Source organism: Ancylobacter polymorphus (assembly GCF_030813495.1).
In the GTDB taxonomy this organism is placed as follows: Bacteria; Pseudomonadota; Alphaproteobacteria; order Rhizobiales; family Xanthobacteraceae; genus Ancylobacter; species Ancylobacter polymorphus.
This window is the reverse complement of record NZ_JAUSUI010000006.1, coordinates 58895-79651: the sequence shown is the minus strand read 5'-3', so window position 1 is coordinate 79651 and position 20757 is coordinate 58895. Positions and strand designations below refer to the sequence as shown.

Below are 20757 nucleotides of genomic sequence, written 5' to 3'. Positions count from 1 at the left end.
GTTCAGGCGGCTGTCCGCAAAACGCGGCTCACTCGTCGTCGGCTTCGCTCTTGCGCGAGCCGCCAAGCTTGGCGAACACGGTTTCGAGGTCGATCGCTTCCTCGCGCGGCTTGCGGCTGGGCACGAAGGGCTCCGGCCCGTCGCCGACCGACAGGTCGACCGGCAGCAGCGTCGTCTCGTCGCCGACCGGCGCCACCGAAGCGGGACGGTCCTTGGAGGAGCGCTGCACCTCGATATCGAGGTCGATCTGCGAGCACAGGCCGAGCGTCACCGGGTCCATCGGCGTCAGATGCGCCGCGTTCCAGTGGGTGCGCTCCTTGATCGACTCGATGGTCGTCTTGGTCGTGCCCACCAGACGCATGATCTGGCTGTCCTTCAGCTCCGGATGGTTGCGCAGCAGCCAGAGAATGGCATTCGGGCGATCCTGGCGCTTCGACACGGGGGTGTAACGCGGGCCGCGGCGGCGCTTGGGCTCGGGCAGGCGCACCTTGGACTCGAGCAGCTTCAGCCGGTGATGCGGGTTCTTCTCCGCGCGCTCGATTTCCTCGCGGGCGAGCTGGCCCGTGGTGATCGGATCGCTGCCCTTGATGCCCTGCGCCACCTCGCCATCGGCGATGCCCTTCACTTCCAGCACGTGCAGCTTACAAAAATCCGCGATCTGGTCGAAGGTCAGGGCGGTATTCTCGACCAGCCACACGGCGGTGGCCTTCGGCATCAGGGGGGCGTTCGCCATGGGACGCAGCTCCATCCAGTGAGGCGCCGGGCGGGCGGTGAAACCGAGCCGGCGTGCAGATTTCGGGTCTTCGGCCGCGCAAAAGTCTCCCCGCGCCCACCACCCGGAGGGGCGGAGCCTCGGACCGTCTCGCGATGACCGGGATGGCGTGAATATAAGCCCGCGCGCGCCGTCCTGCAAATCCAAAGACGCAGCGCATGGGGTGGCGGTTGCATTGCCCCGCTGCTAGCGTCCGCGCCCCCCACCAACAAGGATGACGCGATGAAGCCTGTTCGACTTATCACCGCCGCCACCCTCCTTTTCTCCGCCGTCACCGGCGCCCTCGCGCAGGACGCCGCGCGCGAAATGCCGGGCACGGACGAGGTGTCCCGCATCAGCGGCGGCACTTACACCGTCGATCCCGACCACACCCAGATCGTCTGGACGGTCGATCACATGGGCATCACCCCGCTCGCCGGCATGTTCGGCGCTTCCGCCGGCACGCTGGTGCTCGATCCCAGCAAGCCGGATGACGCGAAGCTGGAAGTCACCATCCCGATCGCGGGGCTGCGCGTCACGTCGGAAGAGTTCGCCACCCATCTCGCCAGCCCGGATCTCCTCGACGCGGCGAAGTTTCCCACCGCGACCTTCAAATCCTCGAAGATCACGGTCGAGGGCAGCGACGCCACCATCGAGGGCGAGCTGACCCTGCACGGCGTGACCAAGCCGGTCACCATGGATGTCAGCTTTTTCGGCGCCGGCATCAACCCGATGACCAAGGTGGAGAATATCGGCTTCACCGGCACCACCGAGATCAAGCGCAGCGATTTCGGCCTCGGCTATGGCGTGCCCACTATTTCCGACGAGGTGGCGCTGGACATCGTCGCCGCCTTCATCAAGCAGCCCTGACCGGGCCGCGCTTGACAGCGCGGGCCTCGGCACCCATGACGGTGGCGAGGCCCCGCTGGACCCTGCGATGACCGCCGAAAAACCTGTTCTCCGCGTCCTACTCTGTGCCCCGCGCGGCTTCTGCGCCGGGGTGGTGCGCGCCATCGACGCGGTGGAGCGGGCGCTGGAGATGTACGGCCCGCCGGTCTATGTGCGCCACGAGATCGTGCACAATAAATATGTGGTGGAAGGGCTGAAGGCGAAGGGCGCCGTCTTTGTCGAGGAACTCGACGAAGTGCCCGCCGGCACCGCCGCCCCGGTCATTTTCTCCGCCCATGGCGTCGCCCGTTCGGTGCCCGAGGACGCCGCCCGGCGCAATTTCTTCGCCATCGACGCCACCTGCCCGCTGGTGACCAAGGTGCACCGCGAGGCCACCGTCCACTACAAGCGCGGCCGCGAGGTCGTGCTCATCGGCCATGCCGGCCACCCCGAGGTGATCGGCACCATGGGCCAGCTGCCCGAGGGCGCGGTGTCGCTGGTGGAGACCGCCGAGCAGGCGCGGCTGTTTCAGCCCCGCGACACCGGCAATCTCGCCTTCACCACCCAGACCACGCTCTCCATCGACGACACCGCCGAGATCGTCGCCATCCTGCGCGAACGCTTCCCCGCCATGGTGGCGCCGCACAAGGAAGACATCTGCTACGCCACCACCAACCGGCAGGAAGCGGTCAAGCGCGTCGCGCCTGAGGTGGACGCGATGATCGTCGTCGGCGCCCCCAACTCCTCCAACTCCCAGCGCCTGAGGGAGGCCGCCGAGCGCGCCGGCTGCCGCCACGCGGCGCTGGTGCAGCGGGCGAGCGAGATCGACTGGGAGCGCTTCGGCGCCATCACCTCGCTGGGCGTCAGCGCCGGCGCCTCTGCCCCGGAAGTGCTGGTCGAGGAAATCCTCGACGCCTTCGCCGAACGCTACACGCTGGCGGTGGAGACGGTGCACAACGCCCATGAGGACGTGTTCTTCCCGCTGCCCCGGCAGCTCCGTTCCGATGCTGCCGAATAGGCTCGACCCGTCCCATGGCCGTTTACACCGACGTTTCCCCGGAAGAGCTCGAAGCCTTCCTCGCCACCTATGATCTCGGCCGCCTGCGGGCCTTCAAAGGCATCGCCGAGGGGGTAGAGAATTCCAACTACCTGCTGCAGACCGAGGCGGGCAGCTTCATCCTCACCCTTTATGAGAAGCGGGTGAACCCGGCGGATCTGCCGTTCTTCGTCGGTCTGATGGAGCATCTGGCGACACGCGGCATCGACTGCCCGCAGCCGGTGCGTAACCGCGACGGCGTGGCCCTCGGCCGGCTGGCGGGACGGCCGGCGCTGATCGTCACCTTCCTCGTCGGCACCTCGGTGCGCCGTCCCGGCGTCGCCCACTGCGCCGCGCTCGGCGCCGCGCTGGCAGGGCTGCACAAGGCCGGCGCCGACTTCACCGCCTTCCACCGCGCCAATGCGCTCTCGGTCGCCGGCTGGCGTCCGCTCTACGAGCAGGCGGGCGAGCGGGCGGACACAGTGGCGCCGGGACTCTCCGCCCTCATCGCCGATGAGCTCGCCGTGCTGGAAGCGCGCTGGCCAACCGGCCTGCCCGACGGCATCATCCATGCCGATCTGTTCCCGGACAATGTGTTCTTCACCGATGGGCGGCTGTCGGGGCTGATCGACTTCTATTTCGGCTGCAACGACCTTCTCGCCTATGATGTCGCCATCTGCCTCAATGCCTGGTGCTTCGAGCCGGACGGCGCCTTCAACCAGACCAAGGGCCGCGCCTTGCTCGCCGCCTATCAGGCCGAGCGGCCTCTCGGGTCTGACGAGATCGCCGCATTGCCGCTGTTGGCGCGCGGCGCCGCGCTGCGCTTCCTGCTCACCCGTTTGGTGGACTGGCTGAACGTGCCGCCCGGCGCGCTGGTGCGCCCGCACGACCCGCTGGAATATCTGCGCAAGCTGCGCTTCCACCGCTCCGTGACCAGCCCGCGCGACTATGGCGTGCTGGAAGGCGACGCCGCGTGAAGACCGCTCCCGGCACCGCCCGCATCTTCGCCGACGACACGGCCAAGGAAGCTCCCAAGGAAGCGCCGAAGGGCATCGTCGCCATCTGGACCGACGGCGCCTGCTCCGGCAATCCCGGCCCCGGCGGCTGGGGCGCGATCCTGCGCTATGCCGGCTCGGAAAAGGAACTCTCGGGGGGCGAATCCCCCACCACCAACAACCGCATGGAGCTTATGGCGGCGATCTCTGCGCTGGAGGCGCTCAAGCGCCCCTGCACGGTCGATCTGCACACCGACAGCGAATATATGCGCAACGGCATCACCAAGTGGATCGCCGGCTGGAAGCGCAATGGCTGGCGCACCGCCGACAAGAAGCCGGTGAAGAATGTCGACCTGTGGGAACGCCTTGAAGCGGCCATCGCCCGCCACGACATTCGCTGGCACTGGGTCAAGGGCCATGCCGGCGACGAGATGAACGAGCGGGCGGACGAACTCGCCCGCGCCGGCATGGCGCCCTACAAGGCCGCGCGGGGCGGCTACTGAACCGGACGGCCTAATGTCATGACGACTGAACGTGAGGCATCTTCAGGCGCGGTGACGGGCGCTCCTGCCGCGCTGCTGCGCGCCGAGGGCCTCGCCGTCTTCGCCGCCGCTCTGGTGGCCTATGCCGCGCTCGGCGCCAGCTGGTGGCTGTTCGCCGCGCTGATTCTGGCGCCGGACCTGTCGATGCTGGGCTATCTCGCCGGGCCGCGCGCGGGGGCTTTGGTCTACAATACCGGCCACACCTATGTGGGCCCGGCGCTGCTCGGCGCCCTCGCCTATGGGTTCAGCGCCCCGCTCGCCGCCGCCCTCGCCCTGATCTGGACCGCCCATATCGGGCTCGACCGGCTGCTCGGCTATGGGCTCAAATACAGCGCCGGTTTCGGCCACACCCATCTCGGCCGCCTCGGCCGAAGCTGAGGAAGGTTCAGGCGGAGAAGGCCGTTTGGATTGACAAGGCCCCCTCCGCTCCGCTATCAGCCGGGCCTCAATTTCTGCTGGCGGATCGGGGCGCGGCCATAGGGCGCCGTCTCATGCGCAGGCTCTGTCGATCCGAAGGTTAGTGTCATGAAGATCCGTAACTCGCTCAAGTCGCTGCTCGGCCGTCACCGCGACAACCGTCTGGTGCGCCGCAAGGGCCGCGTCTACATCATCAACAAGACCCAGAAGCGCTTCAAGGCCCGCCAGGGCTGAGCGAAGGCCTCTGGGCCCTCGATCGGCCGCGTTCACGATTTCGCGGCCTTTAGCGGACAATATTGCTCAAGGGCGCCGTGACTCCTAACATGGAGACATGCGCGCCCTTTTTGCTGCCCTGATCCTTGCCGCCGCCCCGCTTGGCGCTTTCGCGCCCGGCGCATCGGCCGAGACGCCCCCGCCGCCCCAGGCGGAGCGGCCCGAGGCTGCCGCGCCTGCGCCCAAGCCGGCGGAGCCCGACCGCGCCAAGCGGCTCGACGCGCTGTTCGCCGCGCTGAAGGCGGCGCCGGACGACGAATCGGCCAAGGAAATCGCCGCCCGCATCGACGTGGCGCTCACCCCTTCCGGCAGCGACACCGCCGATCTGCTGATGGCCCGCGCCTCGCAGGCGACCCAGGCGAAGCAGTTCGACCTCGCGGTGGAACTGCTCGACGGCCTGCTGCGCATCGAGCCGGATTATCTCGAAGCCTGGAACAAGCGCGCCACCATCTTCTTCCTGCGCGAGGACTATTCCGACGCGCTGGTCGATCTGCGCCAGGTCGTCGCCCGCGAGCCGCGCCATTACGGCGCCTGGGCGGGCATCGCCATCATCTGCAAGGAAATCGGCGACGACAAGCGCGCGCTGGAGGCCGCCCGCCGGGCGCTGGCCATCTACCCGCATCTCGACGCGATGGTGGATATGGAGAAGGAACTGGCGATCAAGGTCGAGGGACGGCCGATCTGAAGCCGGACGGCCGGCTCAGGCCCGCTCGTAATCCACGAAGCTGAAGGCGAATTCGTCCTTCTCGCCCTGGATCGGCCCTTCGCGGCCGGTCTCACGCCACTCCTCGCGCGCGAAGGCGGGGAAATGCACGTCGCCCTCGGGCTTGCCATGCACCTCGGTGAGGCGCAGCCGCGCGGCATGGGGAAAGGCCTGTGCGTAGATCTGTGCGCCGCCGACCACCGCCATCTCGTCGACGCCGAGCCGCAAAGCCTCCTGCGCCCCGCGCTCCAGCGCGGCCCCGAGCGAGGAGACGACCAGCACCCCCTCCGGCGGCCGGAAGCCGGTGTCGCGGGTGATGACGAGGCTGGTGCGCCCCGGCAGCGGCTTGCCGATGGATTCGAAGGTCCGCCGCCCCATCAGGATCGGCTTGCCCCAGGTGATCGCCCGAAAGCGCTTGAGATCGCCCGATATGTGCCAGGGCAGCGCATCGCCGCGCCCGATCACGCCATTCTCCGCCACGGCGGCAACCAGGGTGAGAACGGTCATGCAGCCCTCCCGCGCAGCCGCGCCAGGGCGGTGTCCGCCGCCGCAAGGCCGGTCTGGTGCGCGCCATGGGCGGTGGAATAGGCGTGGGGCGAGGCGGCCTCGCCAGCGAACAGAAGACGGTCCCCGAGCGGGTGCGTCAGCGTCTGCGTCAGCCGCGCCCGCATATGGGCGAAACCCGGCAGGGCGCAGCTATAGCCGCCGCCGATCAGGGGATCGGCCACCCAGCCCGTGGTGGCGACGCCGGCGACATGTTTGTCGATGTCGGCGCCGAACGCGTCTTTCAGCGCGGCCAGCGCGAAGTCGCGCATCGCCGCCGGCCCGGCCGTCACCAGCGCCGCCGCATTCGCCCCGCCGAGCTGGGCGACGGCCATGGGGTGGCCGAACGGGTTGAGCGTGAAATTCACCGGCTTGCGCTCCGGGTCGCGCCGATCCAGCGTGTCGATATAGCTGGTGGGCTCGGCGCCGAACACGTCGCGGTCGAACAGGAAGGCGACCTTTTCCGCCGCGCCCAGCGGCAGCGCCTCGAAGGCCTCCGCGAGATCGGGCGGCAGTAGCGGCGCGAAGGCAAGCCCGCCGCGCGCGATCACCGAGGTCGGCACCGCGACGATGGCGAGGCGGGCCGTGAGCGTTCCGCGTGAGGTGGCCAGCGTCACCCCCTGCCCCGACCAATCGATGGTCGAAACCGCGCAGCCGGTAGCGATAGGGAGTCCCGGCGCCTCCCGGGCGGCGAGCGCCTGCACCAGCGCGCCATAGCCCTTCTCGACCGGATAGTTCTCGCCCGTGTCGGCATAGGCGGCGTAGTCGAGGGTGGAGAGCCGTTCCGGCTCGGCGGCCGAGAGCAGGGTCAGCCAGTGCCGGGCGAGCCGCGCGCCCTCCGGCGGCAGCGTCAGCTCGGCGAGAACCGCGCTGGCGGCGACGTCCCGCCCCTCCTCGCCCGCCTTGTGGATCGCGGCGTAACTGGCCTGAATGGCGTCCCAGATGCTCTCACGCTCCACCTCATCGGCCCAATGGTCACCGAGATGTGTGGCGCGCGCCTTGCGGTTGCCGCGCACGAAATAGGCGAGGCCGAGTTCGTCCGCCGCCGCCCGCAACGGATTGACCGAAGCGGAATGCAGCCAGTGGCAGCCGCGGTCCCAGGCGACGCCGAAGGTCGCGGTGTCGGTGAAGGCCCGCCCGCCCGTGCGCGCAGCCGCCTCCAGCACCAGCACATCCGTCCCCGCTTGCGCCAGCCGCGCGCCAGCAGCCAAGCCGGCCGCGCCGGCGCCGATGACGATCACCTCATGCTGAGCGGTCACGGTCAGGTCCGATATTGGGGGAAGAGAGAAAGTGAGACCGCCGACCTGCCGGCGGCATCATCACTTTTTGCGGAACGCATCGAGCCGCACGACCTGCGCCCCGCCCGAGCCGCCATCCTTGGGATCCTCGCTCTCGGCGGGAGAAGCGCCCTTGTCGTCGGACGGCCGCACCTCGGCAGGCTTGCCGTCCAAAGGCTTGCTGTCCAAAGACTTCTTGCCGTCAACAGATTTGGCGTCGGAAGGCTCGCCTCCGGCAGGCTTCGCCTCGGCCGCCCGGACGGTGGCCGGAGCGACAGTGGCCGGTTTCGGCGCGGCCTTGCTCTCGGCAGCCGCGACGGGCGTCGGCGCCGCTTGCGGCGCTGCCGCCGGCGTTTCCAGCTTCACCACCGGCTCGGCGGCGCGTGCGGGCGCACGTGTGGAGGGAACGGAGGTGGGGCGGCCCTCGCCGATCGGGGTGGGCGCCACGGCCGTCGGCTCGGTCGGCGTCTCGCCGGTGCCGTCCTCCTCCGCCGATTCGAACTGCAGCCCGAACTTGACCGAAGGGTCGAAGAAGCCCTTCAGCGCCGCATAGGGCACATGCAGGCGCTCGGGAATGCCGTTGAAGGACAGGCCGACCTCGAAGAACTGGTCGGTGACGATCAGGTCCCAGAACTGATGCTGAAGAACGATCGTCATCTCTTCGGGATAACGCTCCTTGAGCCGCGGCGAAATTCGCACCCCGGCCGCACGCGTATCGAAGGAGAGATAAAGATGGTGCTCGCCGGGCAAGCCGTCGCGGGCGACATCGGTAAGGACGCGGCCAACGACGCCGCGCAACGCATCCTGCACCAGCAGGTCATATCGGATCAGATCGACGCTCATGCTCGCAATGAACCCGATTCCAGTCCTGACTGCCAGTAGGACATGAGAAGGAAGTGCAGGCTTCTGTTGCCAGGTGCCTGCGAACCCCGCCTCACGGTGCTACCCGTTTGGACTTATTTTCCGTAGATCAAACCGCTCACGCGGCCTGAGCAACCGGAGCATAGTTGTCGTTGGCAACTATATGTTTGGTCCGATGACGGCGGTACCATGCCGGGCGAAAGAAGACCCTTTACGCTCTCGTCGATCCTGTTTCGCCCCCGCCGCAGCCCACTTGCCGATGGGCTCCGGTGGAGGCGCCGGGTACTGCCCCCGGGTCCGAAGAGTTTATTACGGTGTCCGTTTATCGCCATAGCCGGCTTGCGCCGGCAGACCGAATATAGGCGTTCGCCCCGCCGGTTGGAAGGGGGCAGACGAAACTCCCGTCCCCGTCCCCGTCCCGCGCCTCACGCCTCGGTCTGGTCGCCGAACTGCAGATGCTCGATCGGCCGGTTGCCGCCATTGCTGCCGAGCAGCTTTTCCTCGCGCCCGGCAATCTCGGTGCGCAGCGCTTCCATCAGGACCTGGCGCAGCATCTCGTAATCCAGCCGCAGTTCGGAATGGGCGCTGCGCAGCGCCTGCCCCTCGCGCAGCACCAGAGCCGGGGCCGTGTGCGAGTGCTCCACCGTGAAGTCGAGCGGATGCGTGGCATCCTTCTCCAGCAGGTTCAGATGCATGCGCAGGCGGTGCAGTTCCGTATTGAGCGTGTCGGTGCTCTTGGTCATGGTTTCCTCCCTCAGCGTGGCCGCAGGGGACAAGTCGAGCCCAGCCGGAATGTTCCCCGTTACCGCCTCCCACCGCCGGGCGCCCCCTGCTGGGGATGACGAGGGCGAATGAGGTCTCGCGGATGGGCCCCGGCAGGCTCATGTTATATGGGGTGGGCAGAAAGGTTCCGGGACGAACAGCGATGCGGAATTATCACGAGCTTCTGGAACGGGTGCTGAGCGAGGGCGTGCGCAAGGACGACCGCACCGGCACCGGCACGCTTTCCCTCTTCGGCCACCAGATGCGTTTCGACCTCGCCGAGGGCTTTCCGCTCGTCACCACCAAGAAGCTGCATCTGCGTTCCATCATCCACGAATTGCTGTGGTTTCTGGCTGGCGACACCAACATCGCCTATCTCAAGGCGAACGGCGTTTCGATCTGGGATGAGTGGGCCGATGACAGGGGCGATCTCGGCCCGGTCTATGGCCATCAATGGCGCTCATGGCCGGATGGGCGCGGCGGGGTGATCGACCAGATCGCGCAGGTGGTTGCCGATATCCGGCGCAATCCCGATTCGCGCCGCCTCATCGTCTCGGCCTGGAACCCGGCCGACGTGCCGGCCATGGCGCTGCCGCCCTGCCACTGCCTGTTCCAGTTCTATGTGCTGGAAGGCAGGCTCTCCTGCCAGCTCTATCAGCGCTCGGCCGACATCTTTCTCGGCGTGCCGTTCAACATCGCCTCCTATGCGCTGCTCACCCATATGGTGGCGCAGGTGACGGGGCTGCAGCCGGGCGACTTCGTCCACACCTTCGGCGATGCCCACATCTATCTCAACCATCTCGACCAGGTGCACGAGCAGCTCTCCCGCGCGCCGAGGCCGCTGCCGAAGCTGAAGCTGAATCCCGACGTGACCGACCTTTTCGCCTTCCGCTTCGAGGACATCGCCATCGAAGGCTATGATCCCCATCCCGCCATCAAGGCGCCGGTGGCGGTGTAGACATGCCCCTCACCCTGCGGCCCGCGCAGCCCGACGATGCCGCGCTGATCCACGCCTTCGTCTGCGAACTCGCCGACTATGAGAAGCTGCGGCACGAGGTGGAGGCGACGGAAGCGGATTTCGCCCGCGAGCTCTTCGGCCCGCAGCCGCGCGTGTTCTGCGACATCGCGGCATGGGAGGGCGCGCCGGCGGGCTTCGCGCTTTACTACTACACCTTCTCCACTTTTCGCGGACGGCAGGGAATCTTCCTTGAGGATATCTATGTCCGCCCGGCCTTTCGCGGGCGCGGCATCGCGCGGGCGCTGATGAGCCGCCTCGCCCGGCGCTGCCTCGACGAAGGTCTCGGGCGCTTCGAGTGGAATGTGCTGGATTGGAACGAGCCGGCCATCCGCTTCTACCGCTCGGTCGGCGCCGTGCCGCTGGATGCCTGGACCATGCAGCGCGTCTCCGGCGAGGCGCTGGGACGGCTGGCGCAGGGCTGACCGAACCGGGTCAGAAAATGCCGCCGGCGCGAGGCCGGCGGCAGGTATTCTTCACGACACGGCGATCGCGTCAGAGCGGCTCGCCGTCCGGACCGTCCGGCCCATCCGGGCCGTGGTCCATCGGGCCGGGCGGCAAGCGGTGCGGCATCGGGCCATCCGGCCCCTCGCCGCCGGGACCGAAGCGATGCGGCCCGGGGCCGCGTTCATGACCCGGCCCGTGGCGGCGATCGGCCATCCGCGGATGTTCGATCTGCTTGAACAGAATGGCGAAGCGGCGCTGCTGGGAACCGTCGAGCGCGTCATAGAGCGGCGCGGCGGCATCGGCGACCTTCTTCATGGTCTCACCGCGGCCGATCATCCCGTCGGCTTGCGCGCGCAGCCGCTCGATGACATCGGGGCGCTCACCCCTGGGCATCGCCTCCCGCGCGGCGCGGCGTTCGGCCCAGTGCGCGGCGCGCTCCTTGGCGGCGTCCTGCAGCGCGGTCTCCAGCGCCGGCCAGAGCTTCTCCTGCTCGGCGTTGAGCCGCAACCCGGCCTTGAGCGCGGCGATGCGTGCATCGCTCATGGCGCCGGCGAATTCGGCCATCTGCTCCGGGCTCGGGCGCGGAGGCTCGCCCATGCCCGGCTTTGGCGCCGCCACACCAAAGGTGACACCCGCGAGAAGGGCGGCGGCGGTAGCGGCAATGATCGTGCGTTTCATCGGCCTCATCTCCTGTGAAGGTGAGGCCGATGCTGGCTGATGAGACGAAGCGTTTCAAATGAAACTTCGGTAATAAACCCAACGTTACGTTCAGAAACGAAGCTGAACGAACGTTCAGGTTCATGAATATTCATTAACCCGGCGAGATCATCTTCTCCGGACGCACAACAGCGTCGAATTCTTCGTTGGTGACATAGCCACCACCCACCGCTTCCTCGCGCAGCGTGGTGCCGTTCTTATGCGCCGTCTTGGCGATCTTGGCCGCGTTGTCGTAGCCGATCTTCGGCGCCAGGGCGGTGACCAGCATGAGCGAGCGCTCCAGCGCCGCTTTGATGTTGTCCTCGCGCGGCACGATGCCGACGACGCAATGCTCGGTGAAGCTCAGCGCCGCGTCGGACATGAGGCGCACCGACTGCAGGAAATTATAGGCCATGACCGGGTTGTAGACGTTCAGCTCGAAATGGCCCTGGCTGCCGGCGAAGCTCAACGTGGCATTGTTGCCGAAAATCTGCACGCAGACCTGGGTGAGCGCTTCGCACTGGGTGGGGTTCACCTTGCCGGGCATGATCGACGAGCCGGGCTCGTTCTCCGGCAGCGCCAGCTCGCCGAGGCCGGAGCGCGGGCCGGAACCGAGGAAGCGGATGTCGTTGGCGATCTTGAACAGCGACACCGCCACCGTATTGATCGCCCCGTGCGAGAACACCATGGCGTCATGGGCCGCGAGCGCCTCGAATTTGTTCGGCGCCGTGGTGAAGGGCAGGCCGGTGATGGCGGCAATATGCTCGGCCACCTTCTCGGCGAAGCCCACCGGCGCGTTCAGCCCGGTCCCCACCGCCGTGCCGCCCTGCGCGAGTTGCATCAGCGCCGGCAGCGTCGATTCGATGCGGGCGATGCCGTTCTCCACCTGATGGGCGTAGCCGGAGAATTCCTGGCCAAGCGTGAGCGGCGTCGCGTCCTGGGTGTGGGTGCGGCCGATCTTGATGATGTGCTGCCACTGCGCCGCCTTCTCGGCCAGCGCGGCGTGCAGCGTGCGCAGGGCCGGCAGCAGCCGGCGCGAAATCTCCTCCGCGCAGGCGACATGCATCGCGGTCGGGTAGGTGTCGTTGGACGACTGGCTCATATTGACGTGGTCATTGGGGTGGACGGGTTTCTTGGAACCCTTCTCCCCGCCCATCATCTCAATGGCCCGGTTCGAGATCACCTCATTGGCGTTCATGTTGGACTGGGTGCCCGACCCGGTCTGCCACACCACCAGCGGGAAATGAGCGTCCAGCTTGCCGTCAATCACCTCCTGCGCGGCAGCGATGATCGCGGCGCCGAGCGCGGGATCGAGACGGCCGAGCGCCATATTGGTTTCCGCCGCCGCCCGCTTGACGATGCCAAGCGCACGGATCACTGGCAGCGGCTGCTTTTCCCAGCCGATCTTGAAATTGCCCAGAGAGCGCTGCGCCTGCGCGCCCCAGTATTTGTCGGCCTCCACCTCGATGGGCCCAAACGTGTCGGTTTCGATGCGGGTATTGCTCATCGGTCAAAGCCTTTCGGGGTGCGTCTCTGGGCCCGTCCACGCGGGCATCGCGGCTCGGCGCCGGTTTAGCATGCGTCGTGCGGCGGCGAAATCAGCCGCAGGTTCCATGACAGCCCCACGCAAGGTTCCGTCGGCTATGTTCACAAATACGTGATAACTACCCCTTGGGCGGCCCCTATGGATCACCTACTGCCATCACCATTTTACCGCAGAGAGGTCGGGGGGCGAGTCGTCAGCCGGCTACCTGCAACGGTTTTCCGTTGCCGTGGAGGCGACTGCCGCCGGGTACCGGAGGGCCGCAAATTCTTGGAAAACGCCATTTTCAACGATATTATGAGAAGACTAATGCAGCTGGTTGCGTAGATTCTGCGTGCCCTTTGAACGGAGGCCGGCGCCCGTGGGCGATCTCGTGAATCTCAACCGCCACCGCAAACGGATGGCACGACTGACTGCGGAACAAACCGCCGCTGCCCGGCGTTTGGAGTTCGGCCGCCCAAAGTACCAGCGCGAGTTGGCCGCGGCCGAAGAACGGAAGCAGGAAAAAATGCTTGAAGGGCATAGGCGCATTCGAGAGGACGAGACATGAAGAGTCCCGTGGTTAAGCGGTCCATCGTGATTGCCGGGCACAAGACCAGCGTCAGTCTGGAAGATCAGTTCTGGGACGCCCTCAAGGAGATCGCGGCCAACCGGCGCAGCACCTTGTCGGAGATCGTGGCCTCGATCGATTCGGGCCGCAATCAGGGCAACCTGTCATCGGCGATCCGCCTCTATGTGCTGGCGCATTACCGCAGCCCCTCCTCCAGCCGCGAACCGACGGAAGCGTCGGAGCGAAACGGTTCCTTGCGCTCTACCGTTGCGTAAACCCGAAGCCGTTCCCATATCGGCAGGTGGCGGGCGCGTTGTAACCTGATGCCTCGTCACCTATAACCGCCTCGTCACGCCGTTATGGCGGCGAGGCGCGGGTTTTCTTGCACGGTGGCGTCTGCCGGTTCTGCGCTTGCGAGCCCGGACAAGCCGGGCGCGCAAACGGAGTGGGCGCGGAATGTCATGGAAGAACCAGAGCGGCGGGCCATGGGGCAATGGTCCACGCGGCCCTTGGGGCACTGGTCCGCAATCGCCGGGGCCGAGTTCTCCTGATCTTGAAGATCTGATCCGTCGCGGACAGGAAAAGCTGCGGACCGCCATTCCCGGCGGTTTCGGCACCGGCAAGGGCATCGTGGTTCTGGTGGCGCTCGCCATCGTCGCCTGGCTGCTGTCGGGCTTCTACCGCGTCGAGCCGGACGAGCAGGGCGTGGTCCTGCGCTTCGGCAAATTCGTCGGCACCACCAATCCCGGCCTCAACTACCACCTCCCCTACCCCATCGAGACCGTGCTGACCCCCCAGGTCACGCGCGTGAACCGCATCGATATCGGCATCCGCACCGGGGACGACCCGCGCCGCGGTTCCGTGCAGCGCGACGTTGCGGAAGAGAGCCTGATGCTCACCGGCGACGAAAACATCGTCGATGTCGATTTCGCCGTGTTCTGGATGGTGAAGCCCGCCGCGCCCGGTTCTACCGAGGATGTCGGCGCCGCCAACTTCCTGTTCAACGTCCAGAACCCGGAAGGCACCATCAAGGCCGTGGCGGAGAGCGCCATGCGCGAGGTGGTCGGCCGCACCAACATCCAGCCCATCCTCACCGGCGCCCGCCAGAACATCGAAACGGCGGTGCAGGAGTTGATGCAGCGTACGCTGGACGGTTACCGCGCCGGCGTGCTCATCACCCAGGTGCAGCTGCAGAAGGTCGATCCGCCCTCGCAGGTCATCGATGCCTTCCGTGACGTGCAGGCCGCCCGCGCCGATGCGGAGCGGTTGCAGAACGAGGCTCAGGCCTACGCCAACCGCGTGGTGCCGGAAGCCCGCGGTGACGCCGCGCGCATCACCCAGGGCGCTGAAGGCTACAAGGAGCGGGCGATCATTGAGGCGCGAGGCCAGGCGGCGCGCTTCCTGAGCGTGCTCGGCGAATACCAGAAGGCGCCCGAAGTCACACGCCAGCGCCTCTATCTCGAAACCATGGAACGCGTATTCGGCGGAATGGACAAGGTGATCATTGATCCTGCGGCCGGCGGCTCGTCCGGCGTGGTGCCCTATTTGCCTCTCGCGCCGCTCACCGGCAGCACCCCCGCTCAGGGAGCCGCGAAATGAGGAACAGCCTCGGCCTCATTCTGGCGATCGCCGTCGCCGCCGTGCTCATCGGCCTGTTCTCGGCCCTGTTCAGCGTCTACCAGACCCAGCAGGCGCTGGTGCTGCGCCTCGGTGAACCCATCCGGGTCATCGAGGAGCCGGGCCTGCACGCCAAGATCCCGATGATCGACAGCGTGATCTTCATCGACAAGCGCATCCTCGACCTCGAAAACCCCTCGCAGGAAGTGATCGCGGCCGACCAGAAGCGTCTGGTGGTGGATGCCTTCGCCCGCTATCGCATCGTCAATCCGCTGCGCTTCTACCAGTCGGTCGGCAGTGTCGAGGCGGCCAATTCCCGCCTCGCCACCATCCTCAACTCGTCGCTGCGCCGCGTGCTCGGCGAATCCACTTTCACCCAGGTGGTGCGCGACCAGCGCGAAGACCTGATGGCGCGCATTCGCAGCCAGGTGAACCGCGAGGCCGCCGGCTTCGGCATCGATGTCATCGATGTCCGCATCCGTCGCGCCGATCTGCCGGAAGCCAACAGCCAGGCCGTGTTCCAGCGCATGCAGACCGAGCGTCAGCGTGAGGCGGCGGAAATCCGCGCGCAGGGTGCGGAAGCGGCGCAGACCATCCGCTCCCGCGCTGATCGCGACTCGACGATCATCGTCGCCGAGGCCAACGCCACCGCCGACCAGCTGCGCGGTGAGGGCGAGGCCGAGCGCAACGAGATCTTCGCGCAGGCCTATAATCAGGACCGGGCCTTCTTCGACTTCTACCGGTCGATGCAGGCCTATGAGGCCTCGCTGAAGGGCTCGGACACGCGGATGCTGCTGGCGCCGGATTCGGAGTTCTTCCGCTTCTTCAGCAATCCCACGGCGCGCGCCGACGCGGTTCTCGGCACGCCGGCCGCACCCGCGGCGGCTCAGCCCGCCCCGGCGGCACCGGCGGCGCCGCTGGCGCCGGCGAACTGACGCGACGCGACGATGTATGATTTCATCGTCGCGCTCGGCCTTGTGCTGGTGATCGAAGGTCTGGCGCTTGCCGTCGCTCCGGCGGCGGTGCGCCGCTCTGCCGAAGCCATCGCGCAATTGTCCGACTCGCCCTTGCGCGTGGCCGGCCTCATCGGGGCCGTTCTGGGTCTTGCCCTTGTGTGGATCATCCGAGGTTGACGAGGCGGGGCTCCGTGCCCCGCCTCGCGCTGTTTTGGCTTGCATCGCGCCTTGCGGCTTGTAGCGTCGGGCGAACGGCCAATGGATGAGGGGCCGTGCCGCCCGGCTCCGCGTGGCGGCGTCAAGGAGGCTTCATGACCAAATGCCTTGAGGGCCTCGGCCTTGCGCGTTCCGCCCCCGCTCTCTCAGCCTCAGGCCGCAGGGCCGAACAGGCCTGCCTGGCACGGCGGCTCGGCGCCGCGCTTCTCGCCTTCGCCGTAGCGCTCTCGGTGACATTGTTGCCGCAGCCGGGCCGTGCGGCGGCGACCAAGGGTCCCGACACCGTGGCCGACACCGCCGCCCAGATCATGGACGCGGTGGTCAACATCTCCACCTCGCAGACGGTCGCCCCCTCGCGCAGCGTGCCGACGCCGGAACTGCCGCCGGGCTCGCCGTTCGAGGAGTTCTTCGAGGAGTTCTTCAAGCGCCGGCAGCAGCAGGGCGAGGGCCAGGGCCCACGTCGCGTCTCCTCGCTCGGCTCCGGCTTCGTCATCGACGCCAGCGGCTATATCGTCACCAACAACCACGTCATCGCCGATGCCGACGAGGTCTACGCCAATTTCGCCGACGGTTCGAAGCTGAAGGCCGAGATCGTCGGCCGCGACACCAAGATCGATCTCGCGCTGCTGAAAGTGACGCCCGAGGCCGGCAAGCCGCTGAAGGCGGTGAAGTTCGGCAATTCCGACATTCTGCGCGTCGGCGACTGGGTGATGGCGATCGGCAACCCGTTCGGCCTCGGCGGCACGCTCACGGTGGGCGTCATCTCCGCCCGCAACCGCGATATCAATTCCGGCCCCTACGACAATTTCCTGCAGACCGACGCCGCCATCAATCGCGGCAATTCCGGCGGCCCGCTGTTCAACATGGAAGGCGATGTGATCGGCATCAATACCGCCATCATCTCGCCGTCGGGCGGCTCCATCGGCATCGGCTTCGCCGTGCCCTCCAACACCGCCATCCCGATCATCGCCCAGCTCAAGGAGTTCGGCGAAACCCGCCGCGGCTGGATCGGGGTGCGCATCCAGCAGGTGACGCCGGAAATCGCCGAGAGCCTCTCGCTCGACCGCGTGCGCGGCGCGCTGATCGGCTCGGTGACCGAGGACGGCCCCGCCGCCAAGGGCGGGCTCAAGGCGGGCGACGTGGTCATCACCTTCGACGGCAAGGAGGTGAAGGACATGCGCGCTCTGCCGATCATCGTCGCCGACACGCCGGTCGACAAGCAGGTCGATGTCGTCGTCATCCGCAAGGGCCAGCAGGAGACGGTCAAGCTCACCGTCGGCCGGCTCGACGAGGGCACGCCCTCCCCCAGCGCCTCCGTCGCGCCCGAAAAGAAGCCCGAAGCGCCGCCGCCGGTCGCCACGCTCAAGCTGATGGGCGTCGAGATGGCCGAGATGACGCCGGAACTGCGCACCCGCTTCAAGATCAAGGACGAGCTCAAGGGCGTCGTGGTCATGGCCGTGGAGCCTGGCTCGGTGGCGGCCGAGCGCGGAATCGCGCCGGGCAACCTCATCGTCGAGGTCAATCAGGAAGCGATGCTCACCCCCGGCGATGTCGAAAAGCGCCTCGCTGCACTGAAGAAGGAAGGCCGGCGTTCGGCGCTGCTGATGGTGGCCGACCCCGAAGGCCAGATCCGCTTCACCGCCTTGCCGATCGAGTGACGCGCGCGGCCAAGGCCGCATCACCCCTCTCCATCCGACAGACACAACACCCCGGAGCCCGCTCCGGGGTGTTGTCGTCAGGACGGATCAAAGGGAGGCGCAGGCAACGAGCGAATGCGCCGGGCGACGCGCTCAGGGCCGCGCCTGCGGCATCGGCGGCGGCGGCAGGCCGGAGCCGGCCTCCGCCGCGGCGGGCTTGCGCTCGGTCAGTTGCACCGTCCAGCTCTTCTGCTCGTGGGTGTCCACTTCGAAGAAACCGGTGCGGTCGAAGCCGCGCGCCAGGCAGTCCTGAATGCCGCGAATGGTGAATTCCTTCTCGCGGGTACACATGAAGGCCTTGCCGGACCATTCCCCGCCGAGATCGTAGTCGATAGCGTAGACATAGTAGAAGCGCGCCACCAGATCGCCGCGCAGCAGCGTCTCGCAGCTATTGGCGCCGATATTCCACCAGCCCTCGGTCGCCCAGTTATTGCCGTCCTTATAGCCGAGCGCGATGCCGACGCGGCTGCTGGAACGGTTGCACAGGCGGAAATCCGCCGCCGCCGGCACCGGCATCAGCCCGGCGAGAAGCGGCACGGCGAGCACGGCCGCCCCCAGTGCCCGCGTCAGCGCACCACGCGGCACCCGCAGCCGGCCGCCCCGAGGGAGGGCGGCGGCAGCGGCAACAGGGTCACTCGTCGACGAGAACGGCTCGGAAATCATTGACGTTCGTGCAGGTCGGCCCCGGCGTGAGCAGATCCCCGAGGGCCTCGAAGAAGCTGGTGGAATCGTTATTGGCGAGAAAGGCGGCAGGATCGAGACCCTGCGCCTTCGCCCGCGCCAGCGTGTCCGGCATCACATAGGCGCCGGCCGGGTCGGAGGCGTCGCCGCCGCCGCCATCGGTGCCGTCCGTGTCGCCGGCAACAGCGTAGATCCCCGTCGCGCCGTCGAGCGCCACGGCGAGCGCCAGCGCATATTCCTGGTTCGGGCCGCCCCGGCCCTGGCCGCGCATGGTGACGGTGAGTTCGCCGCCGGAGAGCAGCACCGCCTTGCGGCCGGCCGCCTTCAGCTCCTTCGCCTTGGCGGCCTGCGCGGCGGCCACGTCGCGCGCCTCGCCTTCCAGATTGTCGCCGAGGAGCACCGGCTCGATGCCAGCCTTGCGGGCGATCTTCTCCGCCGCGACGAAGGAATCGGCCGGGCGGGAGATGAGGACATACTCGGAACCGGCGAAGGCCGCGTCGCCGGGCTTCGGCGATTCATTGGCGGGATCGCGCAGCGCCACCGCCACGGAGGGCGGCGGGTCGATGCGGTAGCGGGCGAGCACATCGCGCGCTTCCGCCAGCGTGGTCGGGTCCGGCACGGTCGGGCCGGAGCCGATGACCGCCGGGTCGTCGCCCGGCACGTCGGAGACCGAGAGGGTCACCACCCGCGCCGGCTGAGCCAGCGCCGCGAGGCGCCCGCCCTTGATGCGCGAGAGATGCTTCCGCACCGTGTTGATTTCGGTGATGTTGGCGCCGGAGCGCAGCAGCGCCCGCGTCAGCGCGCGCTTGTCGTCCAGTTCGACGCCGAAAGCCGGGGCGATCCAGTTGGCCGAAGCCCCGCCGGAAAGCAGCACGAGCACGAGATCGTCGGCGGTAGCGGAGGCGGCGAGGTCGATGGCTTTCTGCGCGCCGGCGAGGCCCGCCGCGTCCGGCACGGGATGGCCGGCCTCGACCATTTCCAGCTGGCGGGTGGGGCGGCCATAGCCGTGGCGGGCGACGCCGATCCCAAGGAGACGCGAGGGGTCGACGCCCATCTCGTCGAGATAATGCCGCTCGGCGACTTCCAGCATCGAGCCGGCGGCCTTGCCGGCGGCGAGCAGGATCAGGCGGCCATGGGCGGGGGGCGGCGGCAGCGCCGGCGGCAGACAGGTGGAAGGATGCGCGGCCGCAACCGCAGCGGTGAACAGGCGATCGAGAAAATCACGCGCCGAAACGTCCGTCATCACACCCACCCCGCCCCAAAGGAGGCCTTCCTGCCGGTCTGTTGCCCGGCCATTGCTTATTGCGCACGGGCGCGAATCCCCGGCCGCGCGACGCGAAACGGGCGTATTCCTATGGCACGCCACGCCTCACGTCGATATCCTCCTGCACACTTCCCCGCAGCACACGGGCAATTATGCGCCGCCTCTCCACGGACGATTCCGCCGCGCCCGCCAGCGCTTCCGCCGCTTTGGACCGCTTCCCCGCCTTTGAGCGCCTTCCGGGAACGCTGGAAGCCGGGCTTATCCTGCTGTGCGACCACGCCTCCAACGCCCTGCCGCCGGCCTATGGCTCGCTCGGCCTGCCCAAGGCGGAACTGCAGCGCCACATCGGCTACGACATCGGCGCGGCCGGCGTCACCCGCATGCTGGCGCATCGCCTCGGTTGCCCCGCCATTCTCTCGCGCTTTTCGCGCCTTCTCATCGACCCCAATCGCGGTGAGGACGATCCCACGCTGGTCATGCGGCTGTCCGACGGTGCGGTGGTTCCGGGCAACCGCCATGCCGATGCTGCGGAGATCGAGCGCCGGCTGGCGCTGTTCCACCGCCCCTATCACGACGCCATCACCGCCGAGATCGAGGCGGCGCTGGCGGCGGGCATCGTGCCGGTGCTGCTGTCGATTCACAGCTTCACCCCGGTCTGGCGCGGCGTAGCCCGCCCCTGGCACGCCGCCGTGCTGTGGGACAGCGATCCCCGCTTCACCCGCGAGCTCATCGACGCGCTGGAAGCCCCCGGTGATCTTATCGTCGGCGACAACGAGCCCTATGATGGCGCCTTGCGCGGCGATTGCCTGTTCCGCCACGCCACGCTGCGCGGCCTCGCCAACACGCTGCTGGAAATCCGGCAGGACCTGATCGCCGAGGTTGAAGGCCAGCGCGCCTGGGCCGACCGGCTGGCCGGGCTGCTCCCCGCCATTCTCGCCCGGCCGGAATTGCACGAAGTGCGCAGCTATGGCTCGCGCACCGGCCCCGTGCCCCCCATCTGACGGGACGACATCTCCCGGGAGACTTC

At 67.7% G+C, this 20757-nt stretch carries 25 protein-coding genes and 1 other RNA gene; 16 read left to right on the top strand and 10 right to left on the bottom strand.

Translation table 11 applies throughout. From position 1 onward, the window contains the following. Positions 1–28: 28 nt before the first annotated feature. Entirely contained in the window at positions 29–733 is a 705-nt protein-coding gene (locus J2S75_RS14685) for a DUF1013 domain-containing protein (RefSeq protein ID WP_307020703.1), read from the bottom strand. 261 nt (positions 734–994) lie between these two features. On the opposite strand from J2S75_RS14685, the gene J2S75_RS14680 reads away from it, so the two are divergent. The 7 genes from J2S75_RS14680 to J2S75_RS14650 all read left to right on the top strand — a co-directional run bounded on the left by J2S75_RS14680 (position 995) and on the right by J2S75_RS14650 (position 5587). After that, positions 995–1621: a YceI family protein gene (locus J2S75_RS14680; protein ID WP_307020701.1), complete on the top strand. Its 627-nt coding sequence runs from the start codon at positions 995–997 to the stop codon at positions 1619–1621. A 67-nt stretch (positions 1622–1688) separates the two neighbouring features. Then, positions 1689–2657, top strand: a complete 969-nt coding sequence (ispH, locus tag J2S75_RS14675) for a 4-hydroxy-3-methylbut-2-enyl diphosphate reductase (protein WP_307020699.1) — start codon at positions 1689–1691, stop codon at positions 2655–2657. A gap of 14 nt (positions 2658–2671) precedes the next feature. Beyond that, a complete protein-coding gene (locus J2S75_RS14670; protein ID WP_307020697.1) occupies positions 2672–3652 on the top strand; it encodes a homoserine kinase in 981 nt (326 codons plus the stop codon). Beyond that, the gene (rnhA, locus tag J2S75_RS14665) at positions 3649–4173 is read left to right on the top strand and encodes a ribonuclease HI (RefSeq protein ID WP_307020696.1); all 525 of its coding nucleotides are present in this window, start codon (positions 3649–3651) and stop codon (positions 4171–4173) included. The genes J2S75_RS14670 and rnhA overlap by 4 nt, the downstream gene beginning before the upstream one ends. A gap of 18 nt (positions 4174–4191) precedes the next feature. Further along, positions 4192–4590, top strand: coding sequence for a DUF4260 domain-containing protein (locus J2S75_RS14660; RefSeq protein ID WP_307020694.1), 399 nt, complete (start codon positions 4192–4194; stop codon positions 4588–4590). A 147-nt stretch (positions 4591–4737) separates the two neighbouring features. After that, positions 4738–4863, top strand: a complete 126-nt coding sequence (gene ykgO, locus J2S75_RS14655; RefSeq protein WP_013167868.1) for a type B 50S ribosomal protein L36 — start codon at positions 4738–4740, stop codon at positions 4861–4863. Between the two features lie 97 nt (positions 4864–4960). Then, the gene (locus J2S75_RS14650; protein ID WP_307020691.1) at positions 4961–5587 is read left to right on the top strand and encodes a tetratricopeptide repeat protein; all 627 of its coding nucleotides are present in this window, start codon (positions 4961–4963) and stop codon (positions 5585–5587) included. Between the two features lie 15 nt (positions 5588–5602). On the opposite strand, the gene J2S75_RS14645 is transcribed toward J2S75_RS14650, so the two are convergent. From J2S75_RS14645 to J2S75_RS14625, 5 genes are all read right to left on the bottom strand, one after another. Next, positions 5603–6112: a dihydrofolate reductase gene (locus J2S75_RS14645; RefSeq protein WP_307020689.1), complete on the bottom strand. Its 510-nt coding sequence runs from the start codon at positions 6110–6112 to the stop codon at positions 5603–5605. Then, positions 6109–7407 carry a flavin monoamine oxidase family protein gene (locus J2S75_RS14640; protein WP_307020687.1) on the bottom strand — a complete coding sequence of 433 codons (1299 nt, stop codon included), beginning with the start codon at positions 7405–7407 and terminating at the stop codon, positions 6109–6111. Before J2S75_RS14640 ends, J2S75_RS14645 begins: the two co-directional genes overlap by 4 nt. Before the next feature lie 60 nt (positions 7408–7467). Beyond that, a complete protein-coding gene (locus J2S75_RS14635) occupies positions 7468–8268 on the bottom strand; it encodes an SspB family protein (RefSeq protein WP_417281867.1) in 801 nt (266 codons plus the stop codon). Positions 8269–8320: 52 nt separating this feature from the next. Further along, positions 8321–8674: a transfer-messenger RNA gene (gene ssrA, locus J2S75_RS14630) on the bottom strand. 37 nt (positions 8675–8711) lie between these two features. Then, complete coding sequence (locus tag J2S75_RS14625; protein WP_307020685.1) at positions 8712–9029, bottom strand: hypothetical protein; 318 nt, start codon at positions 9027–9029, stop codon at positions 8712–8714. Positions 9030–9211: 182 nt separating this feature from the next. On the opposite strand from J2S75_RS14625, the gene J2S75_RS14620 reads away from it, so the two are divergent. Together J2S75_RS14620 and J2S75_RS14615 are read left to right on the top strand one after the other, a co-directional pair. After that, entirely contained in the window at positions 9212–10006 is a 795-nt protein-coding gene (locus J2S75_RS14620; protein WP_307020684.1) for a thymidylate synthase, read from the top strand. A gap of 2 nt (positions 10007–10008) precedes the next feature. Next, positions 10009–10488 carry a GNAT family N-acetyltransferase gene (locus J2S75_RS14615; protein ID WP_307020683.1) on the top strand — a complete coding sequence of 160 codons (480 nt, stop codon included), beginning with the start codon at positions 10009–10011 and terminating at the stop codon, positions 10486–10488. A gap of 70 nt (positions 10489–10558) precedes the next feature. On the opposite strand, the gene J2S75_RS14610 is transcribed toward J2S75_RS14615, so the two are convergent. Both J2S75_RS14610 and fumC read right to left on the bottom strand, forming a co-directional pair. Beyond that, positions 10559–11188 carry a Spy/CpxP family protein refolding chaperone gene (locus J2S75_RS14610; protein ID WP_307020680.1) on the bottom strand — a complete coding sequence of 210 codons (630 nt, stop codon included), beginning with the start codon at positions 11186–11188 and terminating at the stop codon, positions 10559–10561. 133 nt (positions 11189–11321) lie between these two features. Next, the gene (fumC, locus tag J2S75_RS14605; protein WP_307020678.1) at positions 11322–12713 is read right to left on the bottom strand and encodes a class II fumarate hydratase; all 1392 of its coding nucleotides are present in this window, start codon (positions 12711–12713) and stop codon (positions 11322–11324) included. A gap of 397 nt (positions 12714–13110) precedes the next feature. Between fumC and J2S75_RS14600 the strand changes: the two genes are divergently transcribed. The 6 genes from J2S75_RS14600 to J2S75_RS14575 all read left to right on the top strand — a co-directional run bounded on the left by J2S75_RS14600 (position 13111) and on the right by J2S75_RS14575 (position 17746). Beyond that, positions 13111–13299, top strand: a complete 189-nt coding sequence (locus tag J2S75_RS14600) for a DUF4169 family protein (protein ID WP_307020676.1) — start codon at positions 13111–13113, stop codon at positions 13297–13299. After that, positions 13296–13574 carry a ribbon-helix-helix domain-containing protein gene (locus J2S75_RS14595; RefSeq protein WP_244450587.1) on the top strand — a complete coding sequence of 93 codons (279 nt, stop codon included), beginning with the start codon at positions 13296–13298 and terminating at the stop codon, positions 13572–13574. Before J2S75_RS14600 ends, J2S75_RS14595 begins: the two co-directional genes overlap by 4 nt. 181 nt (positions 13575–13755) lie before the next feature. Beyond that, positions 13756–14898 (top strand): FtsH protease activity modulator HflK, encoded by a 1143-nt coding sequence (gene hflK / locus J2S75_RS14590; RefSeq protein WP_307020674.1) that lies wholly within the window; start codon positions 13756–13758, stop codon positions 14896–14898. Next, entirely contained in the window at positions 14895–15851 is a 957-nt protein-coding gene (gene hflC, locus J2S75_RS14585) for a protease modulator HflC (protein WP_307020672.1), read from the top strand. Before hflK ends, hflC begins: the two co-directional genes overlap by 4 nt. A gap of 12 nt (positions 15852–15863) precedes the next feature. Further along, positions 15864–16049 (top strand): DUF2065 domain-containing protein, encoded by a 186-nt coding sequence (locus J2S75_RS14580; RefSeq protein WP_244450584.1) that lies wholly within the window; start codon positions 15864–15866, stop codon positions 16047–16049. 134 nt (positions 16050–16183) lie between these two features. Further along, the gene (locus tag J2S75_RS14575; RefSeq protein ID WP_307020670.1) at positions 16184–17746 is read left to right on the top strand and encodes a Do family serine endopeptidase; all 1563 of its coding nucleotides are present in this window, start codon (positions 16184–16186) and stop codon (positions 17744–17746) included. Positions 17747–17878: 132 nt separating this feature from the next. Here the strand turns inward: J2S75_RS14575 and J2S75_RS14570 are convergent, their stop codons facing one another. Beyond that, positions 17879–18448, bottom strand: coding sequence for a DUF1036 domain-containing protein (locus J2S75_RS14570; protein ID WP_307020668.1), 570 nt, complete (start codon positions 18446–18448; stop codon positions 17879–17881). After that, positions 18417–19709, bottom strand: a complete 1293-nt coding sequence (locus tag J2S75_RS14565) for a glycerate kinase type-2 family protein (RefSeq protein ID WP_307020666.1) — start codon at positions 19707–19709, stop codon at positions 18417–18419. The genes J2S75_RS14570 and J2S75_RS14565 overlap by 32 nt, the downstream gene beginning before the upstream one ends. A 173-nt stretch (positions 19710–19882) precedes the next feature. On the opposite strand from J2S75_RS14565, the gene J2S75_RS14560 reads away from it, so the two are divergent. Continuing rightward, the gene (locus tag J2S75_RS14560) at positions 19883–20731 is read left to right on the top strand and encodes an N-formylglutamate amidohydrolase (protein WP_307020665.1); all 849 of its coding nucleotides are present in this window, start codon (positions 19883–19885) and stop codon (positions 20729–20731) included. Positions 20732–20757: the final 26 nt, after the last annotated feature.

Bases quoted from the DNA above. Each gene is read 5' to 3' on its own strand.
- hflC (WP_307020672.1), top strand. From the start codon at position 14,895: ATGAGGAACAGCCTCGGCCTCATTCTGGCGATCGCCGTCGCCGCCGTG.
- J2S75_RS14565 (WP_307020666.1), bottom strand. From the start codon at position 19,709: ATGACGGACGTTTCGGCGCGTGATTTTCTCGATCGCCTGTTCACCGCT.
- ispH (WP_307020699.1), top strand. From the start codon at position 1,689: ATGACCGCCGAAAAACCTGTTCTCCGCGTCCTACTCTGTGCCCCGCGC.
- J2S75_RS14560 (WP_307020665.1), top strand. From the start codon at position 19,883: ATGCGCCGCCTCTCCACGGACGATTCCGCCGCGCCCGCCAGCGCTTCC.
- J2S75_RS14650 (WP_307020691.1), top strand. From the start codon at position 4,961: ATGCGCGCCCTTTTTGCTGCCCTGATCCTTGCCGCCGCCCCGCTTGGC.
- hflK (WP_307020674.1), top strand. From the start codon at position 13,756: ATGTCATGGAAGAACCAGAGCGGCGGGCCATGGGGCAATGGTCCACGC.
- J2S75_RS14610 (WP_307020680.1), bottom strand. From the start codon at position 11,188: ATGAAACGCACGATCATTGCCGCTACCGCCGCCGCCCTTCTCGCGGGT.
- J2S75_RS14620 (WP_307020684.1), top strand. From the start codon at position 9,212: ATGCGGAATTATCACGAGCTTCTGGAACGGGTGCTGAGCGAGGGCGTG.
- J2S75_RS14645 (WP_307020689.1), bottom strand. From the start codon at position 6,112: ATGACCGTTCTCACCCTGGTTGCCGCCGTGGCGGAGAATGGCGTGATC.
- ykgO (WP_013167868.1), top strand. From the start codon at position 4,738: ATGAAGATCCGTAACTCGCTCAAGTCGCTGCTCGGCCGTCACCGCGAC.
- J2S75_RS14570 (WP_307020668.1), bottom strand. From the start codon at position 18,448: ATGATTTCCGAGCCGTTCTCGTCGACGAGTGACCCTGTTGCCGCTGCC.
- J2S75_RS14625 (WP_307020685.1), bottom strand. From the start codon at position 9,029: ATGACCAAGAGCACCGACACGCTCAATACGGAACTGCACCGCCTGCGC.
- J2S75_RS14635 (WP_417281867.1), bottom strand. From the start codon at position 8,268: ATGAGCGTCGATCTGATCCGATATGACCTGCTGGTGCAGGATGCGTTG.
- J2S75_RS14595 (WP_244450587.1), top strand. From the start codon at position 13,296: ATGAAGAGTCCCGTGGTTAAGCGGTCCATCGTGATTGCCGGGCACAAG.
- J2S75_RS14580 (WP_244450584.1), top strand. From the start codon at position 15,864: ATGTATGATTTCATCGTCGCGCTCGGCCTTGTGCTGGTGATCGAAGGT.
- J2S75_RS14615 (WP_307020683.1), top strand. From the start codon at position 10,009: ATGCCCCTCACCCTGCGGCCCGCGCAGCCCGACGATGCCGCGCTGATC.
- J2S75_RS14670 (WP_307020697.1), top strand. From the start codon at position 2,672: ATGGCCGTTTACACCGACGTTTCCCCGGAAGAGCTCGAAGCCTTCCTC.
- J2S75_RS14660 (WP_307020694.1), top strand. From the start codon at position 4,192: ATGACGACTGAACGTGAGGCATCTTCAGGCGCGGTGACGGGCGCTCCT.
- fumC (WP_307020678.1), bottom strand. From the start codon at position 12,713: ATGAGCAATACCCGCATCGAAACCGACACGTTTGGGCCCATCGAGGTG.
- J2S75_RS14685 (WP_307020703.1), bottom strand. From the start codon at position 733: ATGGCGAACGCCCCCCTGATGCCGAAGGCCACCGCCGTGTGGCTGGTC.
- J2S75_RS14575 (WP_307020670.1), top strand. From the start codon at position 16,184: ATGACCAAATGCCTTGAGGGCCTCGGCCTTGCGCGTTCCGCCCCCGCT.
- J2S75_RS14680 (WP_307020701.1), top strand. From the start codon at position 995: ATGAAGCCTGTTCGACTTATCACCGCCGCCACCCTCCTTTTCTCCGCC.